The sequence below is a fragment of the Sphingobacterium sp. 1.A.5 genome, assembly GCF_002734235.1.
Classification (GTDB): domain Bacteria; phylum Bacteroidota; class Bacteroidia; order Sphingobacteriales; family Sphingobacteriaceae; genus Sphingobacterium; species Sphingobacterium daejeonense.
Window position 1 is genome coordinate 248880 of record NZ_PEBA01000034.1, and the last position, 26449, is coordinate 275328.

General features: G+C 37.3%; 21 protein-coding genes and 1 tRNA gene. 10 read left to right on the forward strand and 12 right to left on the reverse strand.

Annotated elements, in window-relative coordinates; translation table 11 throughout:
* The first annotated feature begins 39 nt into the window (after positions 1–39).
* From CRT24_RS13830 to CRT24_RS13840, 3 genes are all read left to right on the forward strand, one after another.
* Positions 40–933, forward strand: a complete 894-nt coding sequence (locus CRT24_RS13830) for an AraC family transcriptional regulator (RefSeq protein ID WP_099371809.1) — start codon at positions 40–42, stop codon at positions 931–933.
* Between the two features lie 92 nt (positions 934–1025).
* The gene (locus CRT24_RS13835; RefSeq protein WP_099371810.1) at positions 1026–1979 is read left to right on the forward strand and encodes an MBL fold metallo-hydrolase; all 954 of its coding nucleotides are present in this window, start codon (positions 1026–1028) and stop codon (positions 1977–1979) included.
* A gap of 46 nt (positions 1980–2025) precedes the next feature.
* Positions 2026–3027 (forward strand): aldo/keto reductase, encoded by a 1002-nt coding sequence (locus CRT24_RS13840; RefSeq protein WP_099371811.1) that lies wholly within the window; start codon positions 2026–2028, stop codon positions 3025–3027.
* A gap of 73 nt (positions 3028–3100) precedes the next feature.
* Here CRT24_RS13840 and CRT24_RS13845 read toward each other — a convergent pair whose 3' ends face one another.
* Positions 3101–5338, reverse strand: a complete 2238-nt coding sequence (locus tag CRT24_RS13845) for a Tex family protein (protein WP_099371812.1) — start codon at positions 5336–5338, stop codon at positions 3101–3103.
* Positions 5339–5408: 70 nt separating this feature from the next.
* Positions 5409–5957, reverse strand: coding sequence for a twin-arginine translocase TatA/TatE family subunit (locus CRT24_RS21325; RefSeq protein ID WP_099371813.1), 549 nt, complete (start codon positions 5955–5957; stop codon positions 5409–5411).
* Between the two features lie 153 nt (positions 5958–6110).
* On the opposite strand from CRT24_RS21325, the gene CRT24_RS13855 reads away from it, so the two are divergent.
* Entirely contained in the window at positions 6111–7487 is a 1377-nt protein-coding gene (locus CRT24_RS13855; RefSeq protein WP_099371814.1) for an MATE family efflux transporter, read from the forward strand.
* Positions 7488–7540: 53 nt separating this feature from the next.
* Here the strand turns inward: CRT24_RS13855 and CRT24_RS13860 are convergent, their stop codons facing one another.
* The 3 genes from CRT24_RS13860 to CRT24_RS13870 form a co-directional block, all read right to left on the reverse strand.
* Positions 7541–8962, reverse strand: coding sequence for a dihydrolipoamide acetyltransferase family protein (locus CRT24_RS13860; protein ID WP_099371815.1), 1422 nt, complete (start codon positions 8960–8962; stop codon positions 7541–7543).
* A 107-nt stretch (positions 8963–9069) separates the two neighbouring features.
* Entirely contained in the window at positions 9070–10320 is a 1251-nt protein-coding gene (locus CRT24_RS13865) for a competence/damage-inducible protein A (protein ID WP_099371816.1), read from the reverse strand.
* A 23-nt stretch (positions 10321–10343) separates the two neighbouring features.
* Positions 10344–12968 (reverse strand): putative LPS assembly protein LptD, encoded by a 2625-nt coding sequence (locus tag CRT24_RS13870; protein WP_257214050.1) that lies wholly within the window; start codon positions 12966–12968, stop codon positions 10344–10346.
* A gap of 195 nt (positions 12969–13163) precedes the next feature.
* Between CRT24_RS13870 and CRT24_RS13875 the strand changes: the two genes are divergently transcribed.
* Genes CRT24_RS13875 through CRT24_RS13885 form a run of 3 tightly spaced genes read left to right on the forward strand, consistent with a single transcriptional unit; the run spans position 13164 to position 15974 of the window.
* A complete protein-coding gene (locus CRT24_RS13875) occupies positions 13164–14057 on the forward strand; it encodes an N-acetylmuramoyl-L-alanine amidase (protein WP_099371859.1) in 894 nt (297 codons plus the stop codon).
* A gap of 40 nt (positions 14058–14097) precedes the next feature.
* Positions 14098–14970 carry an N-acetylmuramoyl-L-alanine amidase gene (locus CRT24_RS13880; protein WP_257214051.1) on the forward strand — a complete coding sequence of 291 codons (873 nt, stop codon included), beginning with the start codon at positions 14098–14100 and terminating at the stop codon, positions 14968–14970.
* A gap of 56 nt (positions 14971–15026) precedes the next feature.
* Positions 15027–15974 carry an MlaD family protein gene (locus CRT24_RS13885; RefSeq protein ID WP_099371818.1) on the forward strand — a complete coding sequence of 316 codons (948 nt, stop codon included), beginning with the start codon at positions 15027–15029 and terminating at the stop codon, positions 15972–15974.
* Positions 15975–16270: 296 nt separating this feature from the next.
* On the opposite strand, the gene CRT24_RS13890 is transcribed toward CRT24_RS13885, so the two are convergent.
* From CRT24_RS13890 to CRT24_RS13910, 5 genes are all read right to left on the reverse strand, one after another.
* Entirely contained in the window at positions 16271–18379 is a 2109-nt protein-coding gene (locus tag CRT24_RS13890; RefSeq protein WP_099371819.1) for a S9 family peptidase, read from the reverse strand.
* Between the two features lie 141 nt (positions 18380–18520).
* Positions 18521–20017 carry a cell envelope integrity protein CreD gene (creD, locus tag CRT24_RS13895; RefSeq protein ID WP_099371820.1) on the reverse strand — a complete coding sequence of 499 codons (1497 nt, stop codon included), beginning with the start codon at positions 20015–20017 and terminating at the stop codon, positions 18521–18523.
* On the reverse strand, positions 20007–20489 hold the full coding sequence (locus CRT24_RS13900) for a Coq4 family protein (RefSeq protein ID WP_180269141.1): 483 nt from the start codon (positions 20487–20489) through the stop codon (positions 20007–20009). The genes creD and CRT24_RS13900 overlap by 11 nt, the downstream gene beginning before the upstream one ends.
* Positions 20490–20568: 79 nt before the next feature.
* A complete protein-coding gene (locus CRT24_RS13905; protein WP_099371822.1) occupies positions 20569–20871 on the reverse strand; it encodes a transcriptional regulator in 303 nt (100 codons plus the stop codon).
* Positions 20868–21491 (reverse strand): hypothetical protein, encoded by a 624-nt coding sequence (locus CRT24_RS13910; RefSeq protein WP_099371823.1) that lies wholly within the window; start codon positions 21489–21491, stop codon positions 20868–20870. The genes CRT24_RS13905 and CRT24_RS13910 overlap by 4 nt, the downstream gene beginning before the upstream one ends.
* 318 nt (positions 21492–21809) lie before the next feature.
* Here CRT24_RS13910 and CRT24_RS13915 point away from each other — a divergent pair.
* Both CRT24_RS13915 and CRT24_RS13920 read left to right on the forward strand, forming a co-directional pair.
* Positions 21810–21891 (forward strand) — tRNA-Leu (locus CRT24_RS13915).
* Between the two features lie 71 nt (positions 21892–21962).
* Positions 21963–23297, forward strand: coding sequence for a trigger factor (locus tag CRT24_RS13920; protein ID WP_099371824.1), 1335 nt, complete (start codon positions 21963–21965; stop codon positions 23295–23297).
* A gap of 79 nt (positions 23298–23376) precedes the next feature.
* On the opposite strand, the gene CRT24_RS13925 is transcribed toward CRT24_RS13920, so the two are convergent.
* Both CRT24_RS13925 and CRT24_RS13930 read right to left on the reverse strand, forming a co-directional pair.
* Positions 23377–24027: a hypothetical protein gene (locus CRT24_RS13925; protein ID WP_099371825.1), complete on the reverse strand. Its 651-nt coding sequence runs from the start codon at positions 24025–24027 to the stop codon at positions 23377–23379.
* An 87-nt stretch (positions 24028–24114) separates the two neighbouring features.
* Positions 24115–25593 (reverse strand): DUF3943 domain-containing protein, encoded by a 1479-nt coding sequence (locus CRT24_RS13930; protein ID WP_099371826.1) that lies wholly within the window; start codon positions 25591–25593, stop codon positions 24115–24117.
* Between the two features lie 112 nt (positions 25594–25705).
* Here CRT24_RS13930 and CRT24_RS13935 point away from each other — a divergent pair, with 112 nt between their 5' ends.
* The gene (locus CRT24_RS13935) at positions 25706–26395 is read left to right on the forward strand and encodes a hypothetical protein (protein ID WP_099371827.1); all 690 of its coding nucleotides are present in this window, start codon (positions 25706–25708) and stop codon (positions 26393–26395) included.
* The last annotated feature ends 54 nt before the right edge of the window (positions 26396–26449 follow it).

The window sequence follows — 26449 nt, forward strand, 5'->3', positions numbered from 1 at the left end:
TTACAAAATTATTTTATTTGAATTTCTTAATTTTAATCTATGAAATTAAGAGAGGATATAATAGAGTTTTATGATCGGATTCATTATGATGCTCAGGAGGTAGTTTCTCAAGACCGGCCACACATCAATGTATTTGAGCGTTCTTCATGTATTGGATCTATGCCCTATTCCCGGAGGGATTATTATAAAGTCACATTGATTCAAGGGAAGGGAACACTAGAGTATGCTGACAAGACATTTGAAATAAAACAAAGTGCGTTGCTATTTTCGACTCCCAAAATTCCTTACAGGTGGAAAGGCGACGGAGGCGAACAACCAGGTTGGTTTTGTATTTTCAATGAAGCTTTTGTTAAAAAACAGGATGACTTTTTATACAATCTTCCAATGTTTCAAATTGGCACCGATAAGCTTTTCTATTTAACTGAGGAAACTGAAAACCTGATTTCAGTATTATTTAAGGAGATGGTTGTTGAAAACTCTTCTAATTATCAATTTAAGCAAGAAATATTAAGGAGCTACCTGCATTTGATTATTCATCAGGTCATTAAATCCAAACCTTTTGCATCAAACAATTATGAGCACAATGCATCAGAGCGTCTAGCCATGTTATTTTTGGAGTTACTTGAGCGTCAATTTCCCATCGACGCCATTCACAATCAGCTCACATTAAAATCCGCTAAAGATTATGCAGATCGATTATCAGTACACACCAACCACCTAAACCGAGCAGTAAAAGAGATAACAGGAGAGACTACCTCCTATCACATTTCGAATAGAATCATTGTAGAAGCAAATGGATTACTTCGGTATACGAACTGGCCGATATCAGAAGTAGCTTATTCGCTAGGTTTTGAACACCCCGCATATTTCAATAATTTTTATAAAAAACATACAGGTAAAACACCGCGAGAAATAAGAAAGCTGGCAGTTTAATCTTTATTATTTGAATTTTATAATTTTTGGTTTGAATCGATCGTAAATTTCAAAGGATTCGCTTTTAGCTTTGACTTAAGAAAATTACGATTATGAACAAACAAACTTCAAGATTGCTTATTCATGAGGAAGAGAAAACTCCAATTGTAAGAAAAGCAAATTTCCAAAAGTTAGCATTCGATAATTACAAGCTTACGATATTATCGGATGGATCTATACCCCGTCATCCTATTTATCCGGATTTTGCACCCGAAACCTCTAAAGAAATTCTAGAACAGCTTTTGCTATTAAATGGGAGATCAATAAAAACAATTGATTTAGAAATCAATACAGTTTTAATTGAAACAGAAAACAAGAAAATACTGCTGGATGTTGGCTTGGGAAAATCTAATGAAAATCCTGATATCGGTTGGTTGGTCGATAGTCTGTCATTATCAGGAGTAAGACCTGATGAAATTACCGATATTATTATTTCACATTTACATCCTGATCATATTGGAGGATTATATGGCTTAAATAATAGTATAAACTATCCCAATGCTCGCATCCATCTGTCAGAACTTGAATGCACTTTTTGGAGAAACGCTCAATTATCTGATTTTAAAGAAAGTGGTATCTATCATATGGATCGTGAAGGATTAAAACAAATCATCCAAATGATACCATCTATGTTAGAAGACTTCAAGCACCAGATTGAGTACATTGATTTCACAAAAGGACTTTTTGGCTTCCTCTCCTTCCTGCCAACACCAGGACACACTCCTGGAATGTTTAGCACTAAAATATGTAGCGACCATCAATCTGTTACTTATATTGCAGATTTAGCTCATCATGAGCTTATACAATTTGAACATCCTGAATGGTCATTTTCTGGAGACCACAATCCCAAATTGGCAGCAGAGACCCGGATCAATTTTTTCCATGATTTTAACAATACTCAAGAATTAGTTATTGGATCTCACCTCCCTTGGCCAGGAATTGGAAGAATTAATTCAAGCGAAGGAGAAAATCGATTTGATTGGAATCCATATGGATCCATAAGTTAAGCCAAAGGAATTCTATAAATATGATATCACATTAAATAATATAAACATGAAAACGAGAAAATTAGGAAATACCAGCGAGCGTTTGTCAGCTATAGGTTTGGGCTGTATGCCTTTGAGTACAGTTTACGGTCGTACTGATAAATCAGAAAGTATTAAATTACTACATGAAGCATTAGATTTAGGAGTAAACTTTTGGGACACTGCAGACATGTATGGTAATGGTGAAAACGAAGAAATTATTTCAACCGTATTAAAAGACAACAGGGATAAAATTTTCATTGCAACAAAATTTGGGTTTCGATTCAATGATACTGAAAACACCGTTCACAGTCCATTTAATTCTTATTTTGACGGGTCACCAGAATGGATGCGACAAGCCGTCGAATTGAGTCTAAAAAGATTGAAGGTAGATGTTATCGATCTGTATTATGCTCATCGAGTTGATCCCAATATCCCAATTGAGGAAACAGTTGGAGCAATGGCAGATTTGGTGAAGGAAGGGAAGGTTAGATATCTTGGACTTTCTGAAGCTTCATCCGAATCATTAAAAAAGGCAAATGCGATCCATCCAATTGCAGCATTACAAAGTGAATATTCAGTTTTGACGAGAGAAGTAGAAAAGGACATTCTTGCTACAGCTCGGTCATTAAATATTTCGTTAGTACCATACTCTCCATTAGCAAGAGGTTTATTTAATATTATTAACCAAACGAGAGATTTCCAAGAAGGAGACTTCAGAAAAAATCTCCCTAGATTCCAAGACGAAAATCTAGAAAACAATATCATGTTGGCAGAGGCTTGGAATGAATTTGCAAAAACAAAGGAGATTAGTGGAACTCAATTAGCGTTAGCTTGGGTCCTTGCCCAAGGAGAGGATATCATACCGATTCCAGGGACTAAACGTTCGAAATATTTAAGGGAAAACATAGAAGCAGTATCTATTGAACTTTCTCCAGAGGATTTGCAGCAGATGGATGAAATATTGATTCAATTCCCTAATACGGGAGAACGTTATCCTGAAGCTTCCCTAAAATTAGTAAACAATTAATCGGTTATAGATAAAAAGAAAGCTTGGGAATTAATTCACCAAGCTTTCTTTTTATTTATACCTTAAGATTTCCCTACTTAAACTTGCTTGCCAATGCAGCTAGCTTAGCGGCCATATCGGTTTCTGGAGCTTTCTCTTGACGGCGGTCAGAACGCTTCTCAGAATGCTTCCTTGGTGCTTTATCTTCAGTTTTCATCGATAAACTGATTCTGTTTCTTTTTTCATCAACTTCCGTTACTGTGACCTGAACCTGCTGTTGAACTTTTACAATTTCATGTGGATCAGATACGTAATGATTTGCCAATTGACTTAAATGCACCAAACCATCTTGGTGAACACCGATATCAACAAAAGCACCGAAATTAGTAATGTTAGTTACAATTCCTGGAAGCTTCATTCCGATTTTCAAGTCAGCGATGCTATTTACACCTTCAGTAAATGAAAATGCTTCAAATTTATCACGAGGATCCAAACCTGGTTTTGCCAACTCTGCCATGATATCATTCAATGTAGGAAGACCTACTTCCTCGGAGATATATTTTTTCAGGTCGACACTTTTTCTCACTTGATCATCTTTCATCAGATCCTGGATGGATACATTCAAGTCCTTAGCCATTTTTTCAACCAAAGCGTATCGCTCAGGATGTACAGCTGAAGAATCTAATGGATGCTCTGCATTACGAATTCTTAAGAATCCCGCTGCTTGTTCGAAAGCTTTATCGCCTAATCTAGGTACTTTCTTCAATTCACGGCGTGAACTGAATGGACCATTTTCTTTTCTATAATTAACGATTTGCTGTGCCAATGCCGGACCTAATCCTGAAATATAAGATAAGATTTGTTTTGAGGCTGTGTTTAGTTCTACTCCTACCGAGTTTACACAGGACATAACGGTATCATCAAGGGCAGATTGCAGCTTATTTTGGTCAACATCATGTTGGTATTGACCAACACCAATTGATTTAGGATCGATTTTAACGAGTTCTGCCAATGGATCCATTAGTCTTCTGCCTATGGAAACGGCACCTCTAACGGTAACATCATGTTCTGGAAACTCTTCGCGCGCGACTTCCGATGCAGAATAGATAGAAGCACCACTTTCATTGACCATCACGATGGTTGCACCTGGCATATTCATTTTACGGATAAAATCCTCCGTTTCACGTCCGGCTGTACCATTACCAATAGCAATTGCTTCAATATCATAAGAAGATATCAAACGTTTAACAATACGTTCAGCTTCAGCTTGCCCTCCAGCACCGTTATGCGGGAAGATTGCCGTATTCTCCAACAAATTGCCTTGCGCATCCAGAACCACAGTTTTACATCCTGTCCTGAATCCTGGGTCAATAGCCAATAAACGTTTCTGACCAAGAGGAGCCGCCAATAATAATTGCCTTACATTGTCTGCAAAAACTTTGATTGCTTCTTCATCCGCTTTCTGCCTAGTTAGCACACGGATTTCAGTTTCCATTGATGGCTTCAACAGGCGTTTATAGCTATCTGCTAATGCCAATGAAACTTGATTACTGGCATCATTATTTCCTTTGATATATAGCTTTTCGATTCCAGGGACTACATCGGATTCAGCAACATCAATATCAAGATATAACAGCTCTTCTTTTTCACCTCTTCTCATTGCAAGAACACGGTGTGATGGAGCGTCTTTCAAGGATTCAGTCCAATCGAAATAGTCTTTGTATTTCAAGGCTGCTTCTTCTTTTCCAGGCACTACCCTAGATACGAAATTTGATTTGTTTAAGATCGCCTTTCTTGCATGGGCTCTCACTTGTGCATCTTCGGCAATTTGTTCTGCGATGATGTCACGAGCACCAGCTAAGGCCTCTTCAATTGAAGTTACAGCTTTCTCTTCATCAATATATGAACCTGCTGCTGTCTCAACATCTATTTTATCCTGCGCCAATAATAATTCAGCCAAGGGTTGCAATCCTTTTTCACGAGCGACAGATGCTCTTGTTTTACGCTTCGGTTTATAAGGAAGGTAAATATCTTCCAGAGCTGCCATGGTTTCGGCAGACTTCACTTGAATTTCAAGTTCTGGGGTTAGCTTCCCTTGTTCAGAGATGGATTTCAGAACCGCATCCTTACGTTTTTCAAGGTCTCTCAATTGTTGCATTCTATCCCGAATTGCTGTGATCTGAACCTCATCCAGGCTTCCTGTCAATTCTTTACGGTATCTGGCAATAAACGGCACCGTCGCACCTTCATCCAAAAGGTTGATGGTGGTATTCACTTGTTTCTCGCTAATCGACAACTCTTTCGATACGATAATCTCGTGTGATGTAATCATATATAAATCTAAATGGAAATAATAAAGCTGTTGGAAGGATACCAACAGCTTTTAGATATAAGAATATTTTCTAGGCTTGTTTAGAATTATTATCTTCTAATGGATTTTTATCAACTTCAGGAGCAGGGTTCTCCTTAGCAGCATCTTCTGCTGCATTATCTTCAACTGCAGGGGCATCATTATTCGCAAAGTGGTCATTGTAACCATAGCTATAATAATCATCTGCAGTTGGAGTAGTGTAAGGTTTGTGCTCATAAGTTCCTGCTGGTGCAGTAAATTGAGGCACTTTCTTTTCAGCAACAACTTCTTCTTCCGTTACGACCTCATTTTCATTTGAAGCCATCGTGTTTTCAAAATCTTGGGTTGGTGTCGCAGCAGGTTTCTTTTGTTCAGGCTCTCTTTCAATATCGGCCTTTACATCGTCAATTTCTTTTTCAAAATTGTTGATCTGATCTGAAATCTCTCTTTTAATCCCTTCTGAAGCATCTTTAAATTCCCTTATTCCTCTGCCCAGTCCTCTTGCTAACTCTGGTAATTTCTTGCCACCGAAAAGTAATAATGCCACTAAAATAATCAGCATCATCTCTTGGGTACCAATGTTCAAAAACGCTAAATTCATCTCTACTTTATTAATTGATAATAAGCTAAGGTAAGTCTATTATTTTTTTTCAGCAATAAATTCCTGTAATTATTTAGCAACAAAAAGTTAAACTAAGATGATTTTCTATGCGAGTTATAACTTGTACCTTTGTGCTCCTTATTATTTTATTATATGCTCCAGAACTTCAAATCCAATAAAATATATTATCTAAGCACGATGGCCTTGGCAGGTCCGGTTGTGATTTCACAGCTTGGGCATACCTTGGTGCAGACTGCGGATACTATTATTGTTGGCCAATTCGCAGGTACAATTTCCTTAGCAGCTGTTTCATTGGTGCACTCCGTTTTTATGGTTGTGTTGGTAATTGGATTAGGTATTGCCTACGGACTTACTCCTCTGATTGCTCAAGAAAATGGAAGACATAATTTTAAGGAATGTGCTCAATTATTATCGAATAGTTTCTGGTTGAATCTAGTTTCTGGGATATTATTGTTCCTGTTTGTTTACTATGGCTCTATGTATGCCATGCAGCATGCAGACCAAGATCCATTGGTGGTAGAAACTGCGAAACCCTATCTGTTTATATTGAGTTTATCAATTGTTCCTTTGATGATCTTCAATACGTTTAAACAATTTGCTGAAGGCTTAGGTTTTACAAAACAGGCCATGAATATTACGATTTGGGGAAATGTATTGAACGTAATCATAGCAGTCATTCTTGTAAAGGGTATGTTCGGTATTGAACCTATGGGGGTAAGAGGTGTTGGTATTGCCACACTGATTGACCGTATTGTGATGATGGCAGTGATGGCATGGTATGTATTGAATTCGGTGAATTTCAAAAGGTATATCCAACATTTTTCTGTTAAGTTCATTGATTTTGATAGAGTAAAAAAAATATTGAAGATCGGTGCTCCCGTAGCTATGCAATATGTATTTGAGATTGGGGCATTCGCAGGTGCAGCATTGATTGCTGGAAAGATTGGCGCCATTGAGCAAGCAGCACATCAAACCGCTATTACCCTTGCTGCAATGACCTATATGATGGCAAGTGGGATTGCTTCTGCTGCAACCATCAAAGTAGGAAATGCCTATGGCAACAAAAACTTCTTTAGACTACAAAAGTTTGCTACCGTATCTTACCATCTTGTACTGGTATTTATGATAATTTGTGCGATTATATTTGCTGTCTTCAATCAATATTTACCATACATAATTACCAAGGATAAAGAAGTAATTGTGATGGCTGCCCAGTTGTTAATCATTGCTGGGATGTTTCAATTGTTTGATGGAACTCAAGTCGTGGGGTTGGGAACTTTGAGAGGTATGGGTGACGTGAATATCCCTACCTTTATTACGTTCTTTGCTTACTGGGTAGTGGGATTACCGATTGCTTATGTATTGGGCATCACTTTGGACATAGGAGTCAAAGGAATCTGGTATGGACTGACCTTAGGACTTTTAACCTCATCCATTCTTTTATATTTTAGATATCGTTATATGGTTCAAAAGAAATTACCTAGAAACCAAGTTTTGGTTCAAGGTTAATAAAAAAGAAAACGGCTTAGGAAATCCTAAGCCGTTTTCTTTTTTATCTTGAATTATATAACTCTTTCAGAGTCCCAATTTTCTAAATAATCTGCTACTCTGCGTATGAATTGTCCTCCAAGTGCTCCATCAATTACACGATGGTCATAAGACATAGAAATGTACATCATGTGTCTAACAGCAATTACATCACCGAATTCTGTTTCCAAAACTGCAGGTTTCTTCTTAATAGTACCAACTGCTAAAATTGCAGCTTGTGGTTGATTAATAATCGGCATCCCGAATATGTTTCCAAAGGCTCCGATATTAGTAAAGGTGAAGGTTCCTCCTTGGGTATCATCAGGTTTCAATTTATTTCCCCTAGAACGATTAGCTAAATCATTCACAGATCTTGAAATCCCTGTTAAGCTCAATTGATCTACATTCTTGATAACTGGAACTATCAGGTTTCCTGATGGCAATGCTGTGGCCATCCCTATATTAATATTTTTTTTGCGAATAATATTGTAGCCGTCTACCGAAACATTAACCATTGGAAAGTCTTTAATAGCTTTGGCTATTGCTTCAATGAAAAGCGGTGTAAAGGTTATGTTTTCACCTTCAGATTTCTTATAAGCATCCTTTACTTTATTTCTCCAATTCACCAGGTTCGTAACATCGGCTTCAACTACAGAAAAAACATGTGGCGAAGTTTTAACACTGTTGACCATGTGGTCAGCAATTAATCTACGCATACGGTCCATTTCAATAATCTCAGAATCGCCATTGCTGCTCTTTACTACTTGAGCAGGCGGAGTCTGTATAGCTTCTTGTTTTTCACCCTTAGGTTGATGAATTTCCTCTTCGACTGGAGATGCAGGCTTAGGAATTTGAACACCTTTGTTTTTTTCAAGGAAATTCAGAACATCCTGTTTCGTTACTCTGCCTTCCCCACCGGTACCAGGAATGCTATCCAACTCTTGTTGGGATATACCTTCTTGTTGAGCAATATTTCTCACCAATGGAGAATAGAATCGTAGACCTGAATTGATTTGTTGATGATTCTCTTGGAAAGATGGTCTTTCGGCAACCTGATCAATTCCTGGAATTTGTTCTTCAGAAGATTGAACAGATTCTTGTGTACTTTCTTCTGATATATTTCCCTCAGCTGCTAGTTCTGAATGATTGTTTTCAGCTTCATTTTCAACATGCTCCTCGTGTTGAGGGGCTTGTTCTTGATGGTCAGCTTCAGGACCGTCAACCTCGATCAATGCGATGACATCACCAACTTGTACTACTTGATTTTCTTCGAACAATCTTTCTTTAAGAATACCAGAAACTGGCGATGGGACTTCAGAATCGACCTTATCGGTAGCAAGTTCAACCACCGCATCATCTTCATCGATTTGATCTCCAACCTGCTTTACCCATTTGGTCAATGTCGCTTCTGACACGCTCTCTCCCATCTTGGGTAACAATAGTTTATATATAGCCATCTATAATTATTTGGATTGTTAGATTACTAAGTTAAATATTTATACTTACTTGACAAGTGAACAAAATTAAATATTTTGCAGGATATACTGAACAAAATAACATTCTGTCAATTCTGGAGTTCTGCTTGATATAAGTTCCATAGCATCAGGAATGCCTGAGCTGTAGTGCGTTCTATATTTATTAGCCTATCGTGATGAAAATGAAATAACTTCGTTTTCACTTCATTTTTCCCAGCTACAGCAACCCACACTGTCCCTACTGGCTTTTCAGGTGTACCACCATCTGGTCCTGCAATCCCACTTGTTGCTATGGCATAATCCACATTCAACAGTTGTTTTACACCATTTACCATCTGAATTACCGTTTCCTCGCTAACAGCACCATGCGCTTTTAAAGTTTCTATAGATACGCCCAACACACCTTCCTTAACTTCATTCGCATAAGAAACAACAGCACCTTGAAACATATTGCTAGATCCTGGAATTTCTGTAATCAATCTGGAGATATTACCTCCTGTACAACTTTCTGCAGTTGCCAAGGTAAGTTTATGGTCTGAAAAACTACGAACAATTACTTCTTCAAAACTAACATCTTCAGTAGCCACTACTGCAGGTCCAATACGTTCCACCAATTTATTCTTCCATTCCTCAGCTTCAACTTCAAGGGCATCTATATCCTTCCCTGTTAATGTCAGTCGCAATCTTACAAGACCAATTTTTGGTAGGTATGCCAGATGAACATGATCAGGAAAACTGTTTTCGATTTCTGCGATATGTTCTGCTAAATGCGATTCGCCAATTCCAACGGTTAGGATATATTTATTAACAACTTTTTCCTCGGTCTGAAAGTCTTTAAGTTTAGGCAATGCTCGGAAAGTCATTAAGTTTTTCATTTCAAAAGGAACCCCAGGAAGAAAAATGTATACCTTTTGATCGTGTTCTACCCACATGCCAGGTGCAGTGCCCCAGTCATTGAATAAAACCTCACAATTAGCCAACACCTGTGCCTGTCCTTTATTGATATCTGGCATCGTTCTATTAAACCGCTGAAAAATCTGTTGAACATGGTCCATCACATCTTGGTTAAACACCAGGTCAGTATGGAAGAATTTTGCTGCAGTGAATTTAGTGACATCATCTTTGGTAGGACCTAATCCACCTGTACAAATAATAATATCTGCACGCGACCCTGCATCGGCCAAAGCAGCCAAAATATGATCTTCAGTATCTGTAATAGAAGTGATTTGTTGTATTTGAATTTGCTGGGCAAATAACTCTTGGGCAATCCAGGCTGAATTGGTATCCACAATCTGTCCAAGCAAGATCTCATCACCAATGGTAATAATTTCAGCTTTCATAGATATCGTATTATTTAGAGCTTTTAATATGTGAAATGGCTCTGTCTCTTGGTTAATTTTAAATCCTGCAAAATCGATGCTTTTGCTCGAATGGTGATGTTATAACTCTTATATCTTCCGAATGGAACCCAACCTACCGACATATCCCAACAGTGTAGGTCACGATAGATACTAATCTGACTCATGGAAGCTTCTTTTTGCACAAAGTCATATCCTGTGTTGAATTGAACTTTCCATTTCGGGGTTACATTGAAATCACCATGTACATTTACCGTACTTGTAATTCTAGTTTCCATCTGCATTTTTTCACGGCTGAAAACCTGGTTATAGTTCATACTAAATGATCCCGCTAAATTCCAAGGAATATTGAAATCTACGAATGCATTTGGATCAGTACTGATTCTTGCTAATGCTTGTGCCTGCTCAGGCGTAAGGTTAGGCATAGAACTACGTAAAGAATCTATATTTTCACTTCGATTTTCATTCGCCTTAGGGTTTAAGCTATAATCAAATGATAATCCAAAATTAGTCAATCGCGCTAATTTACCGTCTTTAATCGCAAAGCGATCAATTCTAGTACCGGTATACCTATCATAAGAATAAGGATCGAATGAACCATTAAAGTTGACATTTACTTTTTTGTCAAACAATGCTGTACGACCAGAGAAGCTGATTTGAGACAGCTTTAGTGAGTCGGCAGCAACATTATAATTTCCACTAAAGGTCAAACCTTGAATAATCGGAACTTTCTTGACGCCAGTACCCGTAGTATCTTTATCATTCCGGATTTTAGCCTCTAAGTTATTATCAACTGAAAATCCTATCCCAAATGATTTGCCAGCCCCTGGAGTTCCATAAACTCCATTTTCGAAAATCGAATATCTTTTATATACTCCATTTTCATCCGTAAAATCCCTGTAAAAATTATATCTAGGATCTGAGAAATCAGGCCTATAGTTAACATTAATGGATGGGGTAATGGTATGACGCATGGCCTCAACCTTACCAATTTTTCTGTTCATCTGACCATAGATCTTGGTTGAAAGACCAGTAGATACAGAATAATCATAAGCCCGTTTGAAACCCTGCAAGGTATCTTTTACCGCCTTGAAACCATAAGGTTCATTGGTCAGCCTATTACGAATAGATTGAAGATACCAACGCTCGGTGTAATTAAATGCAGTATTGAATTGGAAATACTTCATCACATTTAGACTCAAACTCACCGGTATATTATGTTGGATACCATTTGTAAAATCGCGAATTGATTCTTTTCTGAACAATAATGAATCTTTGGTTTGGATTCTGTTTTGACCTTGTAAGCTATAACCTACTGTAATTCTCTGATACCATTTTTGTTCACCGATACGATCTTTAGAGTCAAATGGGTTAAAGGTCGCTACGTTTAAACTTATGGTTGGTAAGTCTAAGGTTAAGTCCCCAGAAGAGAGGTTTTGATCATGGGACATATTAGCTGTAAAATTCACCTTTCCATCTGCAAATACTTTACCATAAGCAATTGATGAACCCATCCTATTATTGATTGCTTCCATCGGATTATATTGGCCCGTAGTAGCAGCATTTCTATAGGCATTACGAGAACCAAAGTTTACCGAAGCTGAGAATGAAGTTCCCGGGTTGGCTTCTTGTCTTTGGCTATGGTTCCAGGTAAACCTGAAGTTCTTTTCGCGGCCAAAGCTGTCAGTACCTTCAACACCCTGAACATAAGATCCGTATTGAAGAGCAAAGTTACCGTTGAATTTATAGTTTACTAAATATTGCGTTCTTACATTCGCTTCCCAGGTACCTTTGGAATACAATGTTCCTCTAATTTCAGAATCCCAATAATCATTGAACGTAAGGTACCAGCCTAGGTCACGCATTGCGAAACCACGGGCAGCATCTTCACCAAATGATGGAAATAGAAATCCAGAACTCTTTTTATCCTGTTTCGGGAAAAACCCAAATGGAATAGCCAAGAATTTAATTGGTATATTCTCGACAACTAAATAGGAAGGTCCTGCGATAATCTGTTTTTGAGTAATCACCCCTTTGGTAATCTGTATACCGAAGTGTGTATGAGGGTAAGGCAGATTACAGGTCGAATAGAGCCCTTGATACAGGGACATTTCATCATAGATGTTCTTTCTGACCTCACGTGCCTGGATATATCCGCCATCGACCTCAGTCATGACGCCAAAGGTTTTTGGCACTTGTGTTTTGTAATTATAGAGCAGTGAATCGACAGCAATTGGAGACTCTCCCGGCATAATAACCACTGGCCGTCCTACATATTTACCATTATGGTCTATGACACCCGTTGCAAATAATACATTTGTATTTCTATCTAATCGGATGTAATCAGCTGCTAGTTCAAAACCTTCATATTTTACCTTCGCACCTTTATAGAGATGTAAAATATTCTTGCTAACTTCATTCCATGATGAGTCATTTGCGGTGATTGTTACTACCGTTTCAAGACCTCCTTCATTATTCATATGAACGGTGTCTTGCCCATTAACATCTTTGAAATTATTTTTGGAAGTATCTGTAGGAATAGTATCTCTTTGAAGGGAATCTATTGTAACATTTTGATTGTTAGTATTAGGTCTTACCTGAGCATGAAGCACAGATAGCCCTACAAACAAAAACAGAACAGAAAGTAAAAAACAACTTAAGGCCTTCAAAATGAAATATGAATGTTATTTTTGTGCTAATTTTAAACTCTTGTTGGCAAAAATAGTCAAAAATCAATAACAACGATTAGGTTTTTGATAAAGTTCACCATATTTAACAGTTTAATCAACAATGTTGCTGGCAAGACTTAAATAATGACGTTAACTATGCATTTTAATAAATCTACAAAAATTAGCTTAGCAGTATTCGCAATCCTTCTACCTACGATTTTCTTCAGCAGTTTAGTCAATTCTCAAGAGAAAGAAAATCAGGACAATACCACTTCACAAACCACTCAAAATAATAAAGCATTTAAATTGGTCGTTATCGACCCGGGACATGGCGGAAGAATACCAGGAGCTTATGGAAGTATTTCTGCCGAAAAAGACATTGTGTTACAAGTAAGCAAGAAATTAAAAGAAGCTATAGAAAAAGAAATGCCCGGTGTAAAGGCTATGTTGACAAGAGATACCGATATTGATGTTCCTTTTCACGAAAGAACAGCATTAGCGAATAAAAACCATGCTGATCTTTTTATCTCCATTCACTGCAATTCAGCGAATTCAGAAAAAAGGGTTCGTGGAAAAAACGGCAGGTATGTAACTCAAACAATTCGTAGACCACAAGTCAGTGGAACTGAAACTTTTGTTTGTGGTTTTAACAGGCTGCAAAGAGGTGAATCAGAAGTTGCCGTAAGGGAAAATGCCGATATTTTATTCGAAGAGAATTATCAAGAGAATTATGGAGGCTTTGATCCGAATGATCCATCCACCTATATCATTTTCTCCTTGATGAAAAGGACTTACAGAGATAAGAGCATTCGTTTTGCAACTTATATTCAAAACGAGTATGTGAAAAAAGGAAGACCAAATCGTGGTGTACAAGAATTATCATTAGCGGTTCTTGCTTCCGCAGCAATGCCAGCAGTACTTACAGAGATCGGATTTATCTCAAATCCCGATGAAGAGAAATTTATGCTGTCAGAAAATGGACAGGCAGAGATTGTGGGCAACCTAGTAGATGCCATAAAACATTATAAAACCAGTACTGGTTTACAATAAGGTATAGAATTTGTTAGAATAGAGAAACAAAAAGGATAAATTGAAAAATTTTATTAAAACGAAGAAGGTGTTTGGGAAAGTAAGTTTAGTAATAACCTGTGTTTCAGTTGTATTATTAGCGAGTTTTAAGCCGATTGATCCACAAAATGATCAAGGGACTCAAAGAAAATTAAAAACAATCGTTCTAGATGCTGGACATGGAGGGCATGATTCAGGGGCAGTTGGACGACAATCAAAAGAAAAAGATATCGCCTTGCAAGTAGCCCTGAAACTTGGAAAAAAAATCCAAAAAGAATTCCCGGGGATTAAGGTCGTGTATACTCGTACAACTGATGTGTACCCGAAATTGTATGAAAGACCAGCATTGGCTAATAAGCATCATGCAGATTTATTTATTTCTATTCACTGTAACTCAGGTGGCGCATCATCACGTCGAGTAAAAAACAGTAGAGGGAGATATGTAACTCAACGTGTCTTAAATACCTCTGCTAAAGGTACAGAAACTTTGGTTCTGGGTTTTAGCCGTACAGGAGACCAAGATGTAGCGATCCGTGAAAATGCTTCTATCCTAATGGAAGAGAACTACAAAGAAAACTACGGTGGTTTTGACCCTAAGGACCCTTCAACTTATATTGTGTTCTCATTGATGAAAAGAAGATATAGAGAACAAAGCATTAAGTTAGCTTCTTATATGCAGGATCAATTTGCAGGATCGAACAGGACTGATAGAGGTGTCAAAGAACAATCATTGGCAGTATTGGCGACAGCAGGAATGCCAGCAGTACTTACAGAGATTGGTTTTATTTCTAATCCCGACGAAGAAAGGTTCATGATGTCATCAGCAGGTCAAGAATCTATTGTAAATGATTTATTTAATGCTATAAATACATACCGAAAGAGTGTAGAAAAATAAACTTTTTCTTAAATTGGCGGTAGAAATAAAGTAAACACTATATAACTAGGGTAATTTTGAAAATATCTAACGAAACTAAAGTCGGCGCATTAACCAGTATTGCTATTGCTATATTATTTATTGGCTACAGTTTCCTTAAAGGAAACAATGTATTTAGCAGCGAAAATACTTTTTATACCGAATATGATAATGTTGACGGACTAGCGGTTTCTAAACCTGTTTTGGTCAGCGGATTTCAGATTGGTAGAGTCTCCGACCTTACTCTACAGCCAAATGGAAAAATCAGAACAGAATTTAAGATTAAAAATGAATACGACATTCCATCCAATACCGTTGCTAGAATTGTAAGTGCCGACCTTTTGGGAAGTAAAGCAATTGTATTCGAGCTTGGAAACAGTACAACTATGGCAAGAAATGGAGATCCTCTCCTTTCCGATGTACAAGCCAATCTGATGGAAAAAGTAGAACCTCTGCAAAAGAAAATCGAAAACTTAGTCGTAAAACTCGATTCCGTACTATCTGGTGTAAACTCTGTATTGGACGAGAACTTTCAACGTGACTTCAAAAGCAGCGTTCATAGTATTTCAGTTTCTTTGAAAAATCTTGAAAAGATTACTGGTGATGTAGATGGATTGATGGGTGCCGAGAAAAATCGCTTGAGTAAGATTCTTTCAAATATGGAGTCCATTACCATGAACTTCAAGAACAATAATGAAAAAATCAATTCTATATTAGCGAATTTGGACAACCTTTCAGATGACCTGTCTAAAACTGAAATCAAAGCTACCGTTGACAATGCTAATCAAGCCATGAAGGATGTGATGGAAATCACCAATAAAATCAATACAGGCGAAGGTTCTTTAAGCCAATTGATTCATGATGAGAAATTGTACAATAACCTTACTAATGCCTCTGAAAGCTTGGATCAATTAGTAAAAGACCTGAAAGAAAACCCAGGGAAATATTTGAAAATCTCAATCTTTGGTAAGAAGGATACGAAGTAGATATGAGATGTGAGATGTGGGATGTGAGATAGAAAGTGTATTAGCAAACGAAGTAGATGTGGGATATGAGATGTGAGATGTGAGATAGAAAGTGTATTAGCAAACAAAGTAGATGTGGGATGTGGGATGTGAGATGGGGATGTGGGATTGAAAGTGTTAATGAAGGTTGATTGATGAGGTGGGATAAGAGTTGGAAAGTAATTAAATAACACAAGATAAAAGAATAAGGGTTCGGTATACCGAACCCTTATTTTATTCTAATCAGTATTGTGAATTTCAATCACTATTCTGTTCTATTACTTTTTCAAGGTTTCGTCTAGCCATCCGAAGAATTCTCTTTGCCACACTTGAGCGCTTTGGCCTGATAACACCCAGTGGTTTTCATCTGGAAGATATACCAATCTACTTTTTACCCCTCTTAATTGTGCTGCTTGAAATGCTTCTAAGCCTTGGCCGATTGGAACACGGTAATCTTTACCTCCCTGAAATATTAATATCGGAGTATCCCATTTCTCTACATGGTTGCTCGGGTTGAACTCAGTATAGGTTTTCTCATTTGCCTTATCCCAATACGGTCCTCCTAGATCATGATTGGCGAAGAATAATTCTTCTGTTGTGCCATACCAAGATTTCATGTCAAACAAACCACAATGTGAAATAAATGACTTGAAACGTCCTTCGTGAACTCCAGCCAACTGGAATACAGAATACCCTCCGTAACTAGCGCCAACCGTACCTAGCCTATCTTTATCTACGTATGATTCCTTAGCAATATCATCAATTGCTGAAAGATAATCCTGAATTGCTTGTCCACCCCAATCTTTGGAAATTTGCTCATTCCATTTCACTCCCCATCCTGGCATGCCACGACGGTTTGGAGCAATTACAATATATCCTTGGGAAGCCAACAACTGAAAATTCCAACGGAAGGAATAAGATTGTGTAGTTGCAGATTGAGGCCCTCCCTGACAAAACAAAAGTGTAGGGTATTTCTTAGTAGGATCAAAATCTGGCGGGTAGATCACCCATGAGAAAAGATCTAAGCCATCTGTTGCCTTAGTAATCCTTGCTTCAACTTTAGTATCTGCAACAGTAGCATACATCTGGTCGTTTACTTTGGTAATCGGTGATAGAGACTTGGATTTAAAATTAAACATAAATACCTCTGTCGCTCTAGTCATTTTAGTAGAGGTAACAACCAAGCCATCCTTTACTTCACCAACAATTCCGGTGATATCAAAATCACCTGAGGATATTTGTTTGATATTTGGAAGAGACATATTCTTAAGATTGGCAGGAATCTGCAATTCAAAAACCTGAACAGTTCCTTTAGTAGGTGCTACAAAATAGATTTTCTTATTGTCTTTGCTCCAAGTATATGAATTGACGGTACCATCCCAATGGGCCGTAAGATTTAGCTTTTGCCCAGACACAGGATCTTGAATATAGATATCATTTTTATCTGCTTCATATCCGTCCGTTTTCATGCTCAACCAGGTCATCATTTTCCCATCAGGGCTAAAACCAGGTGTATTGTCATAGCCGTTCATTCCTTCGGTCAGGTTGGTAGTCTTTCCTGAAGCCAAATCATAACGATAAATATCTGTGTTGGTACTTTGGGCGTATTCAGTACCGAATTTCTTCTTGCAAACATATAGTACGGATTTGCCATCAGGAGCCCAAGCAAGGTCCTCTGCCCCACCAAATGGCATTGTCGGAGAATAATAAGGTTCATCCGCCATAATGTCCTTTGCCTCTCCTATCTTTCCATTATCATAGGTAGCAACAAAAGGATGGTTAAACTTACCGTCGTTCCAAGTATCCCAATGCCTGTAATCTAAATTATCATAGATATATACATTGGATTTAGGAAGGTCTTCATACTTGTTAGGGCTATAATATGGTTTCAGAAGTACAGCTTTGCTAAAAAGGATATGCTTTCCATCAGGGGAAATTTTCACATTTTCAAGGCCATCTTCATAATTCGTTAATTGAATAGAATTACCATCCTTAAGGTTCTTTTTCCAAATCTGTCCTTTGAACATGTAATGGATATCATCACCTTCAACCTTTAAAACAGATTCAGATCCCGCCTCAGAGGTAAATTGTTTAGCCTCTCCTCCGTTTACAGGAATAACAAAAAGGTTCTTTTCAGATTTATTCTCTTCAAATTGATAATTTGAAACTCCATATATCAATTGAGAACCATCTTTGGAAAGCCCCTCTGCTGTAACTCTTCCCAATTCCCATAATTTCTTTGGGCTCAATGGTTCAACATTTACAGAACGCCTTACGCGATTTTCTACTTTTGGACGATCCACCTTTTGCGGAACTTCTTTTCCTTCTTGTGCAATAACCATATTATTGATCAATAAGAATGCGCCAATCCATGTTATCTTGTGCATAATTTAAAATTCGTTTTGCCTGCCAATTTACTAAAGTTGACAGGCAAAGCGAAATCATGATCTAAATTCTGCGGCTGACTTTCCAAAATAACAGCCACATGCTCGTCAGATACATTCTTATGGATGTTTTACTTAGCTTGATCATTGCTTTTCAAATTGGTACCAATTTATTTTTGTTGATAATCTCATCAAGACAGCAAGAATAATGAACAACCCAACAGTACCCACGATTAATGAATAATCTCTGAGTTGCAACAGCACAAATATAAATGTATAAAACAGGGTTAAAATAGCAGCAAAATTCAGTGCCGATTTCATATCCTTGGTTATCGCTTTTATAAACGATGAAATCAACACAATGGTGGCTATAGCGGCTATAAGATAAGCCATGTTAAAGCCTATATGTTCAGAAATCGCAAGCAATAGCGCATAGAATAATACCATTGCAAATCCAATCAACACATATTGAATGATGTGAACTCTTTGCTTTTTGATAATTTCCATAAATACTAGAGAAATGAAAGTCAGAGCGATCACCAAAGCTCCATATTTTGTTACTCGAGTTGATTTCTGATAGTTATCTACATTTGGCAAGAAATTAATCTGAACCATATCATAGTCATTCGCTAATGTCTGGCTATCTGTTACGCCATTGGCAGCAGCAACACTAGCAGAGGCTGCATCTTGATAGGAGATGTTACCGTCAGCTTCATTTGCTAAATCAATTCCCGAGAAATCATAAATACGCATAGGATCTCCTTTCCATTGCTGAGGCTGCTTCCTGCTAAAGTCAGGAATATTCCAGCTGGCTTTAAAAGTTTCTCCAACTTCTCTCTCATCAGGTAAAAAATTGCCGTTGAAACTTGGATTTGACCATTTACCAGTTGCCATGATTTTTGTCTGGTTAGCTAGCGGCAAGAAGTTCAAAGATTTTGAACCTTTTAAATCCATGTTGATTTCAAATGATTTATTTAATGACTCATTTCCTTCCAAAGGCAAATCAACAGTTAGATTTTGATTGAATAATCTGAGGTCTTGTTCATATTTTCCCATCTCATACTCCTTGCCATCCCATTTGAATTTAGGACTTGCGGAAATACCCTTAATATCTTGAATCCCAAAGACTAATTTTGCTTCATTCCACTTCAGGTCTGCGGCTTGAATTTTCAATTTATCCAAATCAAAGTTTTTAAAATTTCCTTTAATATTGATCTTTGAGTTATAGACAATAGCTTGGTAGATGCCTCTTTTCAGCACTGTAGGTTCTACATCAGCCTGGATTTGAGTTTGGTCAGCCATTAAATAGGCATACTCAGTCTTAACAGTGCGGCTAATAGAACTGCTCTTGCCATCGGAGGAAGGTTCCACAGTTTCTAACACGATATCATAGGGAACTGCTATTATTGGACTCGTAACCACCTGTTCCAAACCCCATTTTCGGGCAATCTCTGTTGATACATTCGACTCTCGATTGTTCCGCTCTGAAATCAAATCTCCAATCAATCCCAACGGAATCAATAGAATCAGCATCAAGAAAAATATAACAAAGATCTTTAGAATCAATGAATCGGTTATCTTTTCGATCAAGGTCTTTTGAGAACTATTCTCAGTGCCTTGGTTTAATGAATTATTTTCCATGTTTTAGTGGATTTACTTGAAGTGTTAGTTGTTTGTTATAAAATGTGTTTTGTAATTCGATGATAGATTCAGAAAGGAATTCCTTGAATTCAATATGGTAGAATTTATGCATGGATTTTCCTTTCCTATAAGAAGACCAATAATACTGACTGTGCTCAGGAAAGATTAAAGTACCAATAAATAACATCGCAATCAGGTAAAGACTGATTTTCCCATTTCCAAATAAGAGATATTGCATTGCAATCTCATCAGAAATGTCAGTTCCAGTTTCTGTCAATAGGTGAAATACATCATGATTTTCTAGCTTTGGCATTACGTCAAAGCCCTTTTCTTGATAAAACATTCCCATTGCGTAGCCCAAACTTCCTTGCGGATAGTTTAGAAAATCTTGTTTTGAAATGCCCCATGCCGCTTTATATCCTTTAAAAAGCTCAGCATACAACCTTGATGACCAGTTGTATAAAAATAACATGAATTTTAATCGTAGTCCTCTCATTTTTTTTCTTTTCAAAAAGTACTTTGACTTTCAAAGTAGGTGGTTAAAAAAAATTTTATTTATACTGTTGTTTAATTAAACTCTCAAGTGCAATCAAATGATTTTCAAATGCTTTTTGTCCTTTATCTGTTTTACTATAGCTGGTATTTGGCTTACGATCAATAAAGGTTTTACTAACCAAAATATATCCCTCCTTTTCCAAACTTTTTAAGTTGGATGCAAGGTTCCCATCTGTCACCTCCAGCAATTCTTTCAAAGAATTGAAATCATAGGAATCATTTGCCATCAATACACTCATGATTTGCAGGCGGACCCTATTTTCAAATACCTTGTCATATAATGTTAAATCCAGACTCACTTTCTTTCGTACTTTTTATGGACAATTAACCCGTAAACGATATGTAATACTCCAAATCCCAAGGCCCAAAACACGACTCCATATCCAGGGAAGGCCAAAGCTAATAAGCCTAAGATGATTTCCAAAATTCCAAGTACTCTTACTTCACGGAACGTGAATACACTTGCGGCAGCTAACGAAAGACCATAAAATATCAACAGACTGGATGCAACCAACCCAAATACACCTTGACTGATAAGGATAATTGAGAATAGACCTCCTGTAATCAATGGAATAGCCATCGCCTTTAATAATGCTTTACTGGTTGGATTCCAAATACTCTGTCCTGCTTTTTTTGCTTTTGCCTTAGCCATGATCACCCCTACGATAACTGAAACTGCCAATACAATAAAAGCTATGATAATAAGTTTCCACAATACTTGTTCATCCAGAACATAATAATCCCTATATCCAAAAAGGCTTCTGGATCCATATACTACAAAATATGCTGCAGTTGCGCCTAACAATGCAAAACAACCAATCAAAACTCCCGATAGTCCACTGATGGACATAAATTTCGACGACTTCTCCATCATGGAGCGGATCTGGCCTATTTCTTTTAAGATATCTCTCTGGTCCATAAAAGTACTTTGTGTTTCAAAGTAAGTGCAAATATTTCATACTCCCAAATAATTTTTATTTTTTTTTCACAACAACACCGGAATTGGTAAAATTAGGAGGGAATCCAGATACTATTTTAGCTATATAAAATTTGATTCTGGATTGAATTTAGGGCATTATATGATTCTTAGCGTCTTACGAAACCATAAAACGGCGTCAATTGAAAAATTAGGTCGTTAACATACAAACAGTTATGAGTAGATATCCAAAAAATAGTAAAAAAAGCTTGACATATATAGGTTTGGTTTCTATCTTTGTGGCTCAATAAAATCCTAACTGCGGAAGTGGCGTAATTGGTAGCCGCACCAGACTTAGGATCTGGCGCCGCAAGGCGTGGGGGTTCGAGTCCCTTCTTCCGCACTTGATGTCCTCCCGAAAATTAAACGTCGGGAGGATTTTTTTTATTAATTGCGAAAAGCTAAAACAAGAGTATGAATATTTCACACCAGAACATTGATGACATCAACGCTAATATCCAAGTGGAAATAGCACCTGAGGACTATAATCCACAGGTTGATAAAGCAATTAAAGACCAAGCAAAACAAGCTAAACTACCAGGCTTCCGCCCAGGGATGGTTCCTACTGGACACATCAAACGTATGTACGGTAAAGCGATCTTATTCGATGAGATCAATAAAATTATCAATGATAAAATTGCTGAATATATCAGTGAACAAAAACTAGAAGTATTAGGACAACCTCTTCCGAAAGAAGAAGATAAAGACGGACAATACAACTGGGATTTCAAAGATACTTTTAACTTCGACTACGAAATCGGTTTGGCTCCTCAATTCGATATTCCGTTCTCTAACGAGACTGAATTTACTGAATACGACATCAAAGCTGATGAGGAAACTCTTGCTGAACGTATCAAAAACTTACGTCGTAGCTATGGTAAAATGACTAACCCAGAAGTTTCTGAAGAAGGTGATGTTCTTTATGCTACTTTGAAACAAGATAAAGAAGAAGGTATCGAAAAAACAACTTCGATCCGCACCGATATTATCGAAGATGCTAAAGTGAAAAAATCACTTGTAGGATTGAAAAAAGACGATACTGTAAAAGTAGACGTTAAAAAAGCTTTCAAAGTTGCTGACTTAGCTCGTATCCTTGGCGTAACTGAAGATGAAGCTGAAAACTTAGACGTTACTAAATTCGAATTGACAGTTAAAAACATCAATAGATTAGAAGAGTCTGACTTGAACCAAGAGTTTTTCGATAAATTGTTCCCTGCTGGTGAAGTAACTACAGAAGAACAATTCAACGAAAAAGTAAAAGAAGAAGTTGAGAACTTGTTCAAACAAAACTCAGCTCAGAAATTACGCAACGATATGTATACTTTCGGAATGGAGAAAGTTGATGCGAAATTCCCTGAAGAATTCTTGAAAAAATGGTTGAAAGCAACTAACCCGAACTTAGAAGCTACTGAAATCGAAGAAGGATTCGAAGATTTCTTGAACAACTTGAAATGGACAATCATCGAAAACCGCATCGTAACAGCTAATAACTTAGAGGTTAAATATGATGAAGTTGTAGATCTAGCGAAAGAACGTATCTATGCTCAGATCAAAATGTACAACATCAATGAAGAACCTACTGATGAGCAATTACAACAATTTGCAATGCAATTGTTAGGCGACAGAGAGCAAGCTAACCGTTTGTTCGAAGAAGTGAAAGCTTTGAAAGTGTTCGATCAATTAAAAGAAACTGTTAAAATCAAATCTAAAAAGATTGATTTTGACAAATTCGAAAAGCTTGACAAATAAGAAAAGCACGAATTAGTTATAAAATAGAAAAAGGCCTGAAATTTATATTTCAGGCCTTTTTATTTATACAGTTATTTCACTAAAAAGATTTTGAGAAACCTACATTTATCCAAGCCCCATATCCAACTTCCTCATTAATCACCAATGATGGACCTAACTCCAAATTAAAATTGAATTTATTGCCCATGTGTCGGTTAATACCCCAAACTGGGGCAATGACAACCGCACCGTCAGTACTAAACTCTGATGCTTTGCTCTCAATTCCATTTACAACACTTTTCTGATTATGCCAACCTAACAATATCCCCACAACACGGCTTCCAAAATAATTTGCGCTATTGTTCTGAATATTCTTGCCACGTTCCTGGCGCTTTGCAAAATTATAAAAGTGTTTGACACCAAAAGTAAGAATTGGGGAAAAAGCATATTCATTGGACTTGTCAGAAAATTCGTCATTATCATTTAAGGAAATTGTTGATTTACTAGAACTAAATGACAAGGCCATTCCTGCATTGAAGTCTAACACCGTTTTTGGGCCAATTGGGTGCTCGTATTGAAACGTTAGAATCGGTGCTAGAACGGATAACTTTACTCCTTTAGTGGAAGTTACATAGTATTCTGAATTTTCATTTGAATCAGCCTCTTGCGCAAATGAAGCGTAATGAACGCTACTGAAAATCAATAGAAGCCCTAAAGATTTCTTTAGTCTAGTTAATGTAATATTGGTCATGGTTTTGAATAATTTTGGCGTAAATATATCAATTGAAATCCACCAACCAATAACTAAATGAAAATATATTTCTACAAAATAAAATTTTTAAAAGAAAATGTTATATCCTACTGAAAGTCGTCCATATGGATATTCCCTGTTGAAATCAGGATATTGTTGGTCTCTGAAATGACCTTGTAAATTGAAATATCCAGAACTTAGATTAATCGACCACCTCTTGTATAACCTGAGGCTAGCCTCAACATTCAAACCATGTAAAACATAATATGAATCAGTTCCAGATATAGTAAAGAAAACACCACCATTATAATCAGCACTCAACATAAATCGGTTGAGGATCATCAAATCCCCTCTAAATCTATAGGATGCCCCCGGTCCATAATTATAATTTCGACTTGCACCGTATAAAAGATATGGATCTGGTACCGCAGCCAAAACAACTGCACCTGTACCAACACTTAGATTCAGTCGATTCCCTTTCTTGTACCTGAATTCAGATAGCCAATTATAATTCAAACTCTGTGCCCCATAGAAGAAAGCATCGTTGTTATAGAAGTCATAATGCGCATTTAGGGTGCCATAATGATCTCCTTTTTGGGACTTGAAAAACTTGGCCCCGTAAAGTAGAGCATGAACATTCACAGCATTGATAAATGAACTATCCCCATTCCCTAATTCAAGGTTGACCGAGAATTGATCAAATGGTCTTTTATAATTATGATCTCCATTGCTATAACGGAATCTCAACCTTCCATAAAAAGCATTCTTACCCTCATTAAGAAAGTCTCCTTCTTTAGCGTCAAATCTTCGAATTCCCAAATCCACTTCTGCCGTGATTACGGATGAATCCGCACCATAATAATCATCGATCTTCTTGCCCCATTTTCCATCCAAAAACCTGTTTAAACCATTTATTGGGTTTACTATGGTTGCTACGATCTCATTTCCCAATCGGTTGTGATCGGTTCTGTTCCTTGCCAAGATATTGCGGGATACTCGATGCATCATCTCCCCCATCAGGATACCGCCAAATGTTGTATTGACCAAATCATTGATGGAAGGATGTTGGGTCTCTCCAGCAGTCTCCCAAATATAACTCCCAGCAACAGTAGCGAGACTAGACTGGTAAAAATTATAACCATTACTTCGAAAAGCATTAAAATATATCTGACCATGAAAAGGATGGTCAATCTGATTGGTCGTAAACTGGTTGTCATCCCAATCCCAAGCACTAAAACGCTGATGGTCTAAAAAGTTCTGAAAAGAGATGTATGAATATGGATCTTTTGTTATAAAGCGGTTAAAGGATGCCGGCAATGCCTGTGCAAGGAACCATTGAGCCCCTGCTCGCCAAAAATTCTTTTTACGCTTTGGATTTAAATCCCATTCAAGGGTATCATTTAAGAATTTGGGTTGGGTACTTAATGTGGAAAGACTATCCTCTCGAAATCTCAGGCTGTCACCAATAGACTTTGGCAAAGAATCCACCTGACCAAATGAGGTAGAAATCGATAAAATAAATAACCAAAAAAAACTAACTAATAGTATACTGTGAGATTTCTGCAAGGCTGCCAGTTTTAAAATTTGCGTAAAAATAACCCTTTGATATGAAGAATCAAACAGTTTGTGTTTTAAATGGTTTTAATTATATTTAAGAGATAACCAACAGAATAACAACATGAAAAGAATATTTTTAAGTTTGACGATTCTGCTGATGAGCTTTGCAGTCATGGCTCAGAGTAAGCAGTCCCCTACAGGAGCATACCTAGCTAAGGATGGCAATGTAAACCATTTATGGCTATTCGTGGATGGATACAGTTCTTATATCCAATATGAAGACAATAAGTATCTCTCAACATGGGGCGGACCATTTTCAGAAGGCACCAATGGAATTCAAGTCCAAGTAGAGTATAACGATGCTAAACCGGATGAAATTGGAAAAGCAAAGGAAACAAATGCCAAAGCAAATGCAGATGGAATTACAATGGGAAACCTAAATTTCAAAAAACAAGTTGCCAATAAGCAAGATTTGGATGGGCTATGGAGAATAACAGGTCGCAAGCAAGATAATAAAATGTCCGAAATCCCTCGGGGTGACCGCAAGACCATAAAAATACTGGTTGACGGGTATTTCCAATGGATTGCAATTAATCCTGCTGAGAAAGGATTTTATGGAACTGGAGGCGGAACATATACCTTTACCAACAAAAAATACACCGAAAAGATTCTTTTCTTTTCGAGAGATAATAGTCGCGTAGGTGCTGAACTTTCTTTTGATGGAGAAATTAAAGATGCTCAATGGCATCATAGTGGTTTGAGCTCCAAAGGAGATCCAATCTATGAAATATGGTCTCGTGACAACAAATAAAAATATACCATAAAAAGAATCGGGCTGATAAATTTTTATCAGCCCGATTCTTTT

Coding starts and splice junctions, on each gene's coding strand:
- CRT24_RS13830 (WP_099371809.1), top strand. CDS start 40: ATGAAATTAAGAGAGGATATAATAGAGTTTTATGATCGGATTCATTAT.
- CRT24_RS13835 (WP_099371810.1), top strand. CDS start 1,026: ATGAACAAACAAACTTCAAGATTGCTTATTCATGAGGAAGAGAAAACT.
- CRT24_RS13840 (WP_099371811.1), top strand. CDS start 2,026: ATGAAAACGAGAAAATTAGGAAATACCAGCGAGCGTTTGTCAGCTATA.
- CRT24_RS13845 (WP_099371812.1), bottom strand. CDS start 5,338: ATGATTACATCACACGAGATTATCGTATCGAAAGAGTTGTCGATTAGC.
- CRT24_RS21325 (WP_099371813.1), bottom strand. CDS start 5,957: ATGAATTTAGCGTTTTTGAACATTGGTACCCAAGAGATGATGCTGATT.
- CRT24_RS13855 (WP_099371814.1), top strand. CDS start 6,111: ATGCTCCAGAACTTCAAATCCAATAAAATATATTATCTAAGCACGATG.
- CRT24_RS13860 (WP_099371815.1), bottom strand. CDS start 8,962: ATGGCTATATATAAACTATTGTTACCCAAGATGGGAGAGAGCGTGTCA.
- CRT24_RS13865 (WP_099371816.1), bottom strand. CDS start 10,320: ATGAAAGCTGAAATTATTACCATTGGTGATGAGATCTTGCTTGGACAG.
- CRT24_RS13875 (WP_099371859.1), top strand. CDS start 13,164: ATGCATTTTAATAAATCTACAAAAATTAGCTTAGCAGTATTCGCAATC.
- CRT24_RS13890 (WP_099371819.1), bottom strand. CDS start 18,379: ATGCACAAGATAACATGGATTGGCGCATTCTTATTGATCAATAATATG.
- creD (WP_099371820.1), bottom strand. CDS start 20,017: ATGGAAAATAATTCATTAAACCAAGGCACTGAGAATAGTTCTCAAAAG.
- CRT24_RS13900 (WP_180269141.1), bottom strand. CDS start 20,489: ATGTTATTTTTATACAACTGGTCATCAAGGTTGTATGCTGAGCTTTTT.
- CRT24_RS13910 (WP_099371823.1), bottom strand. CDS start 21,491: ATGGACCAGAGAGATATCTTAAAAGAAATAGGCCAGATCCGCTCCATG.
- CRT24_RS13920 (WP_099371824.1), top strand. CDS start 21,963: ATGAATATTTCACACCAGAACATTGATGACATCAACGCTAATATCCAA.
- CRT24_RS13925 (WP_099371825.1), bottom strand. CDS start 24,027: ATGACCAATATTACATTAACTAGACTAAAGAAATCTTTAGGGCTTCTA.
- CRT24_RS13935 (WP_099371827.1), top strand. CDS start 25,706: ATGAAAAGAATATTTTTAAGTTTGACGATTCTGCTGATGAGCTTTGCA.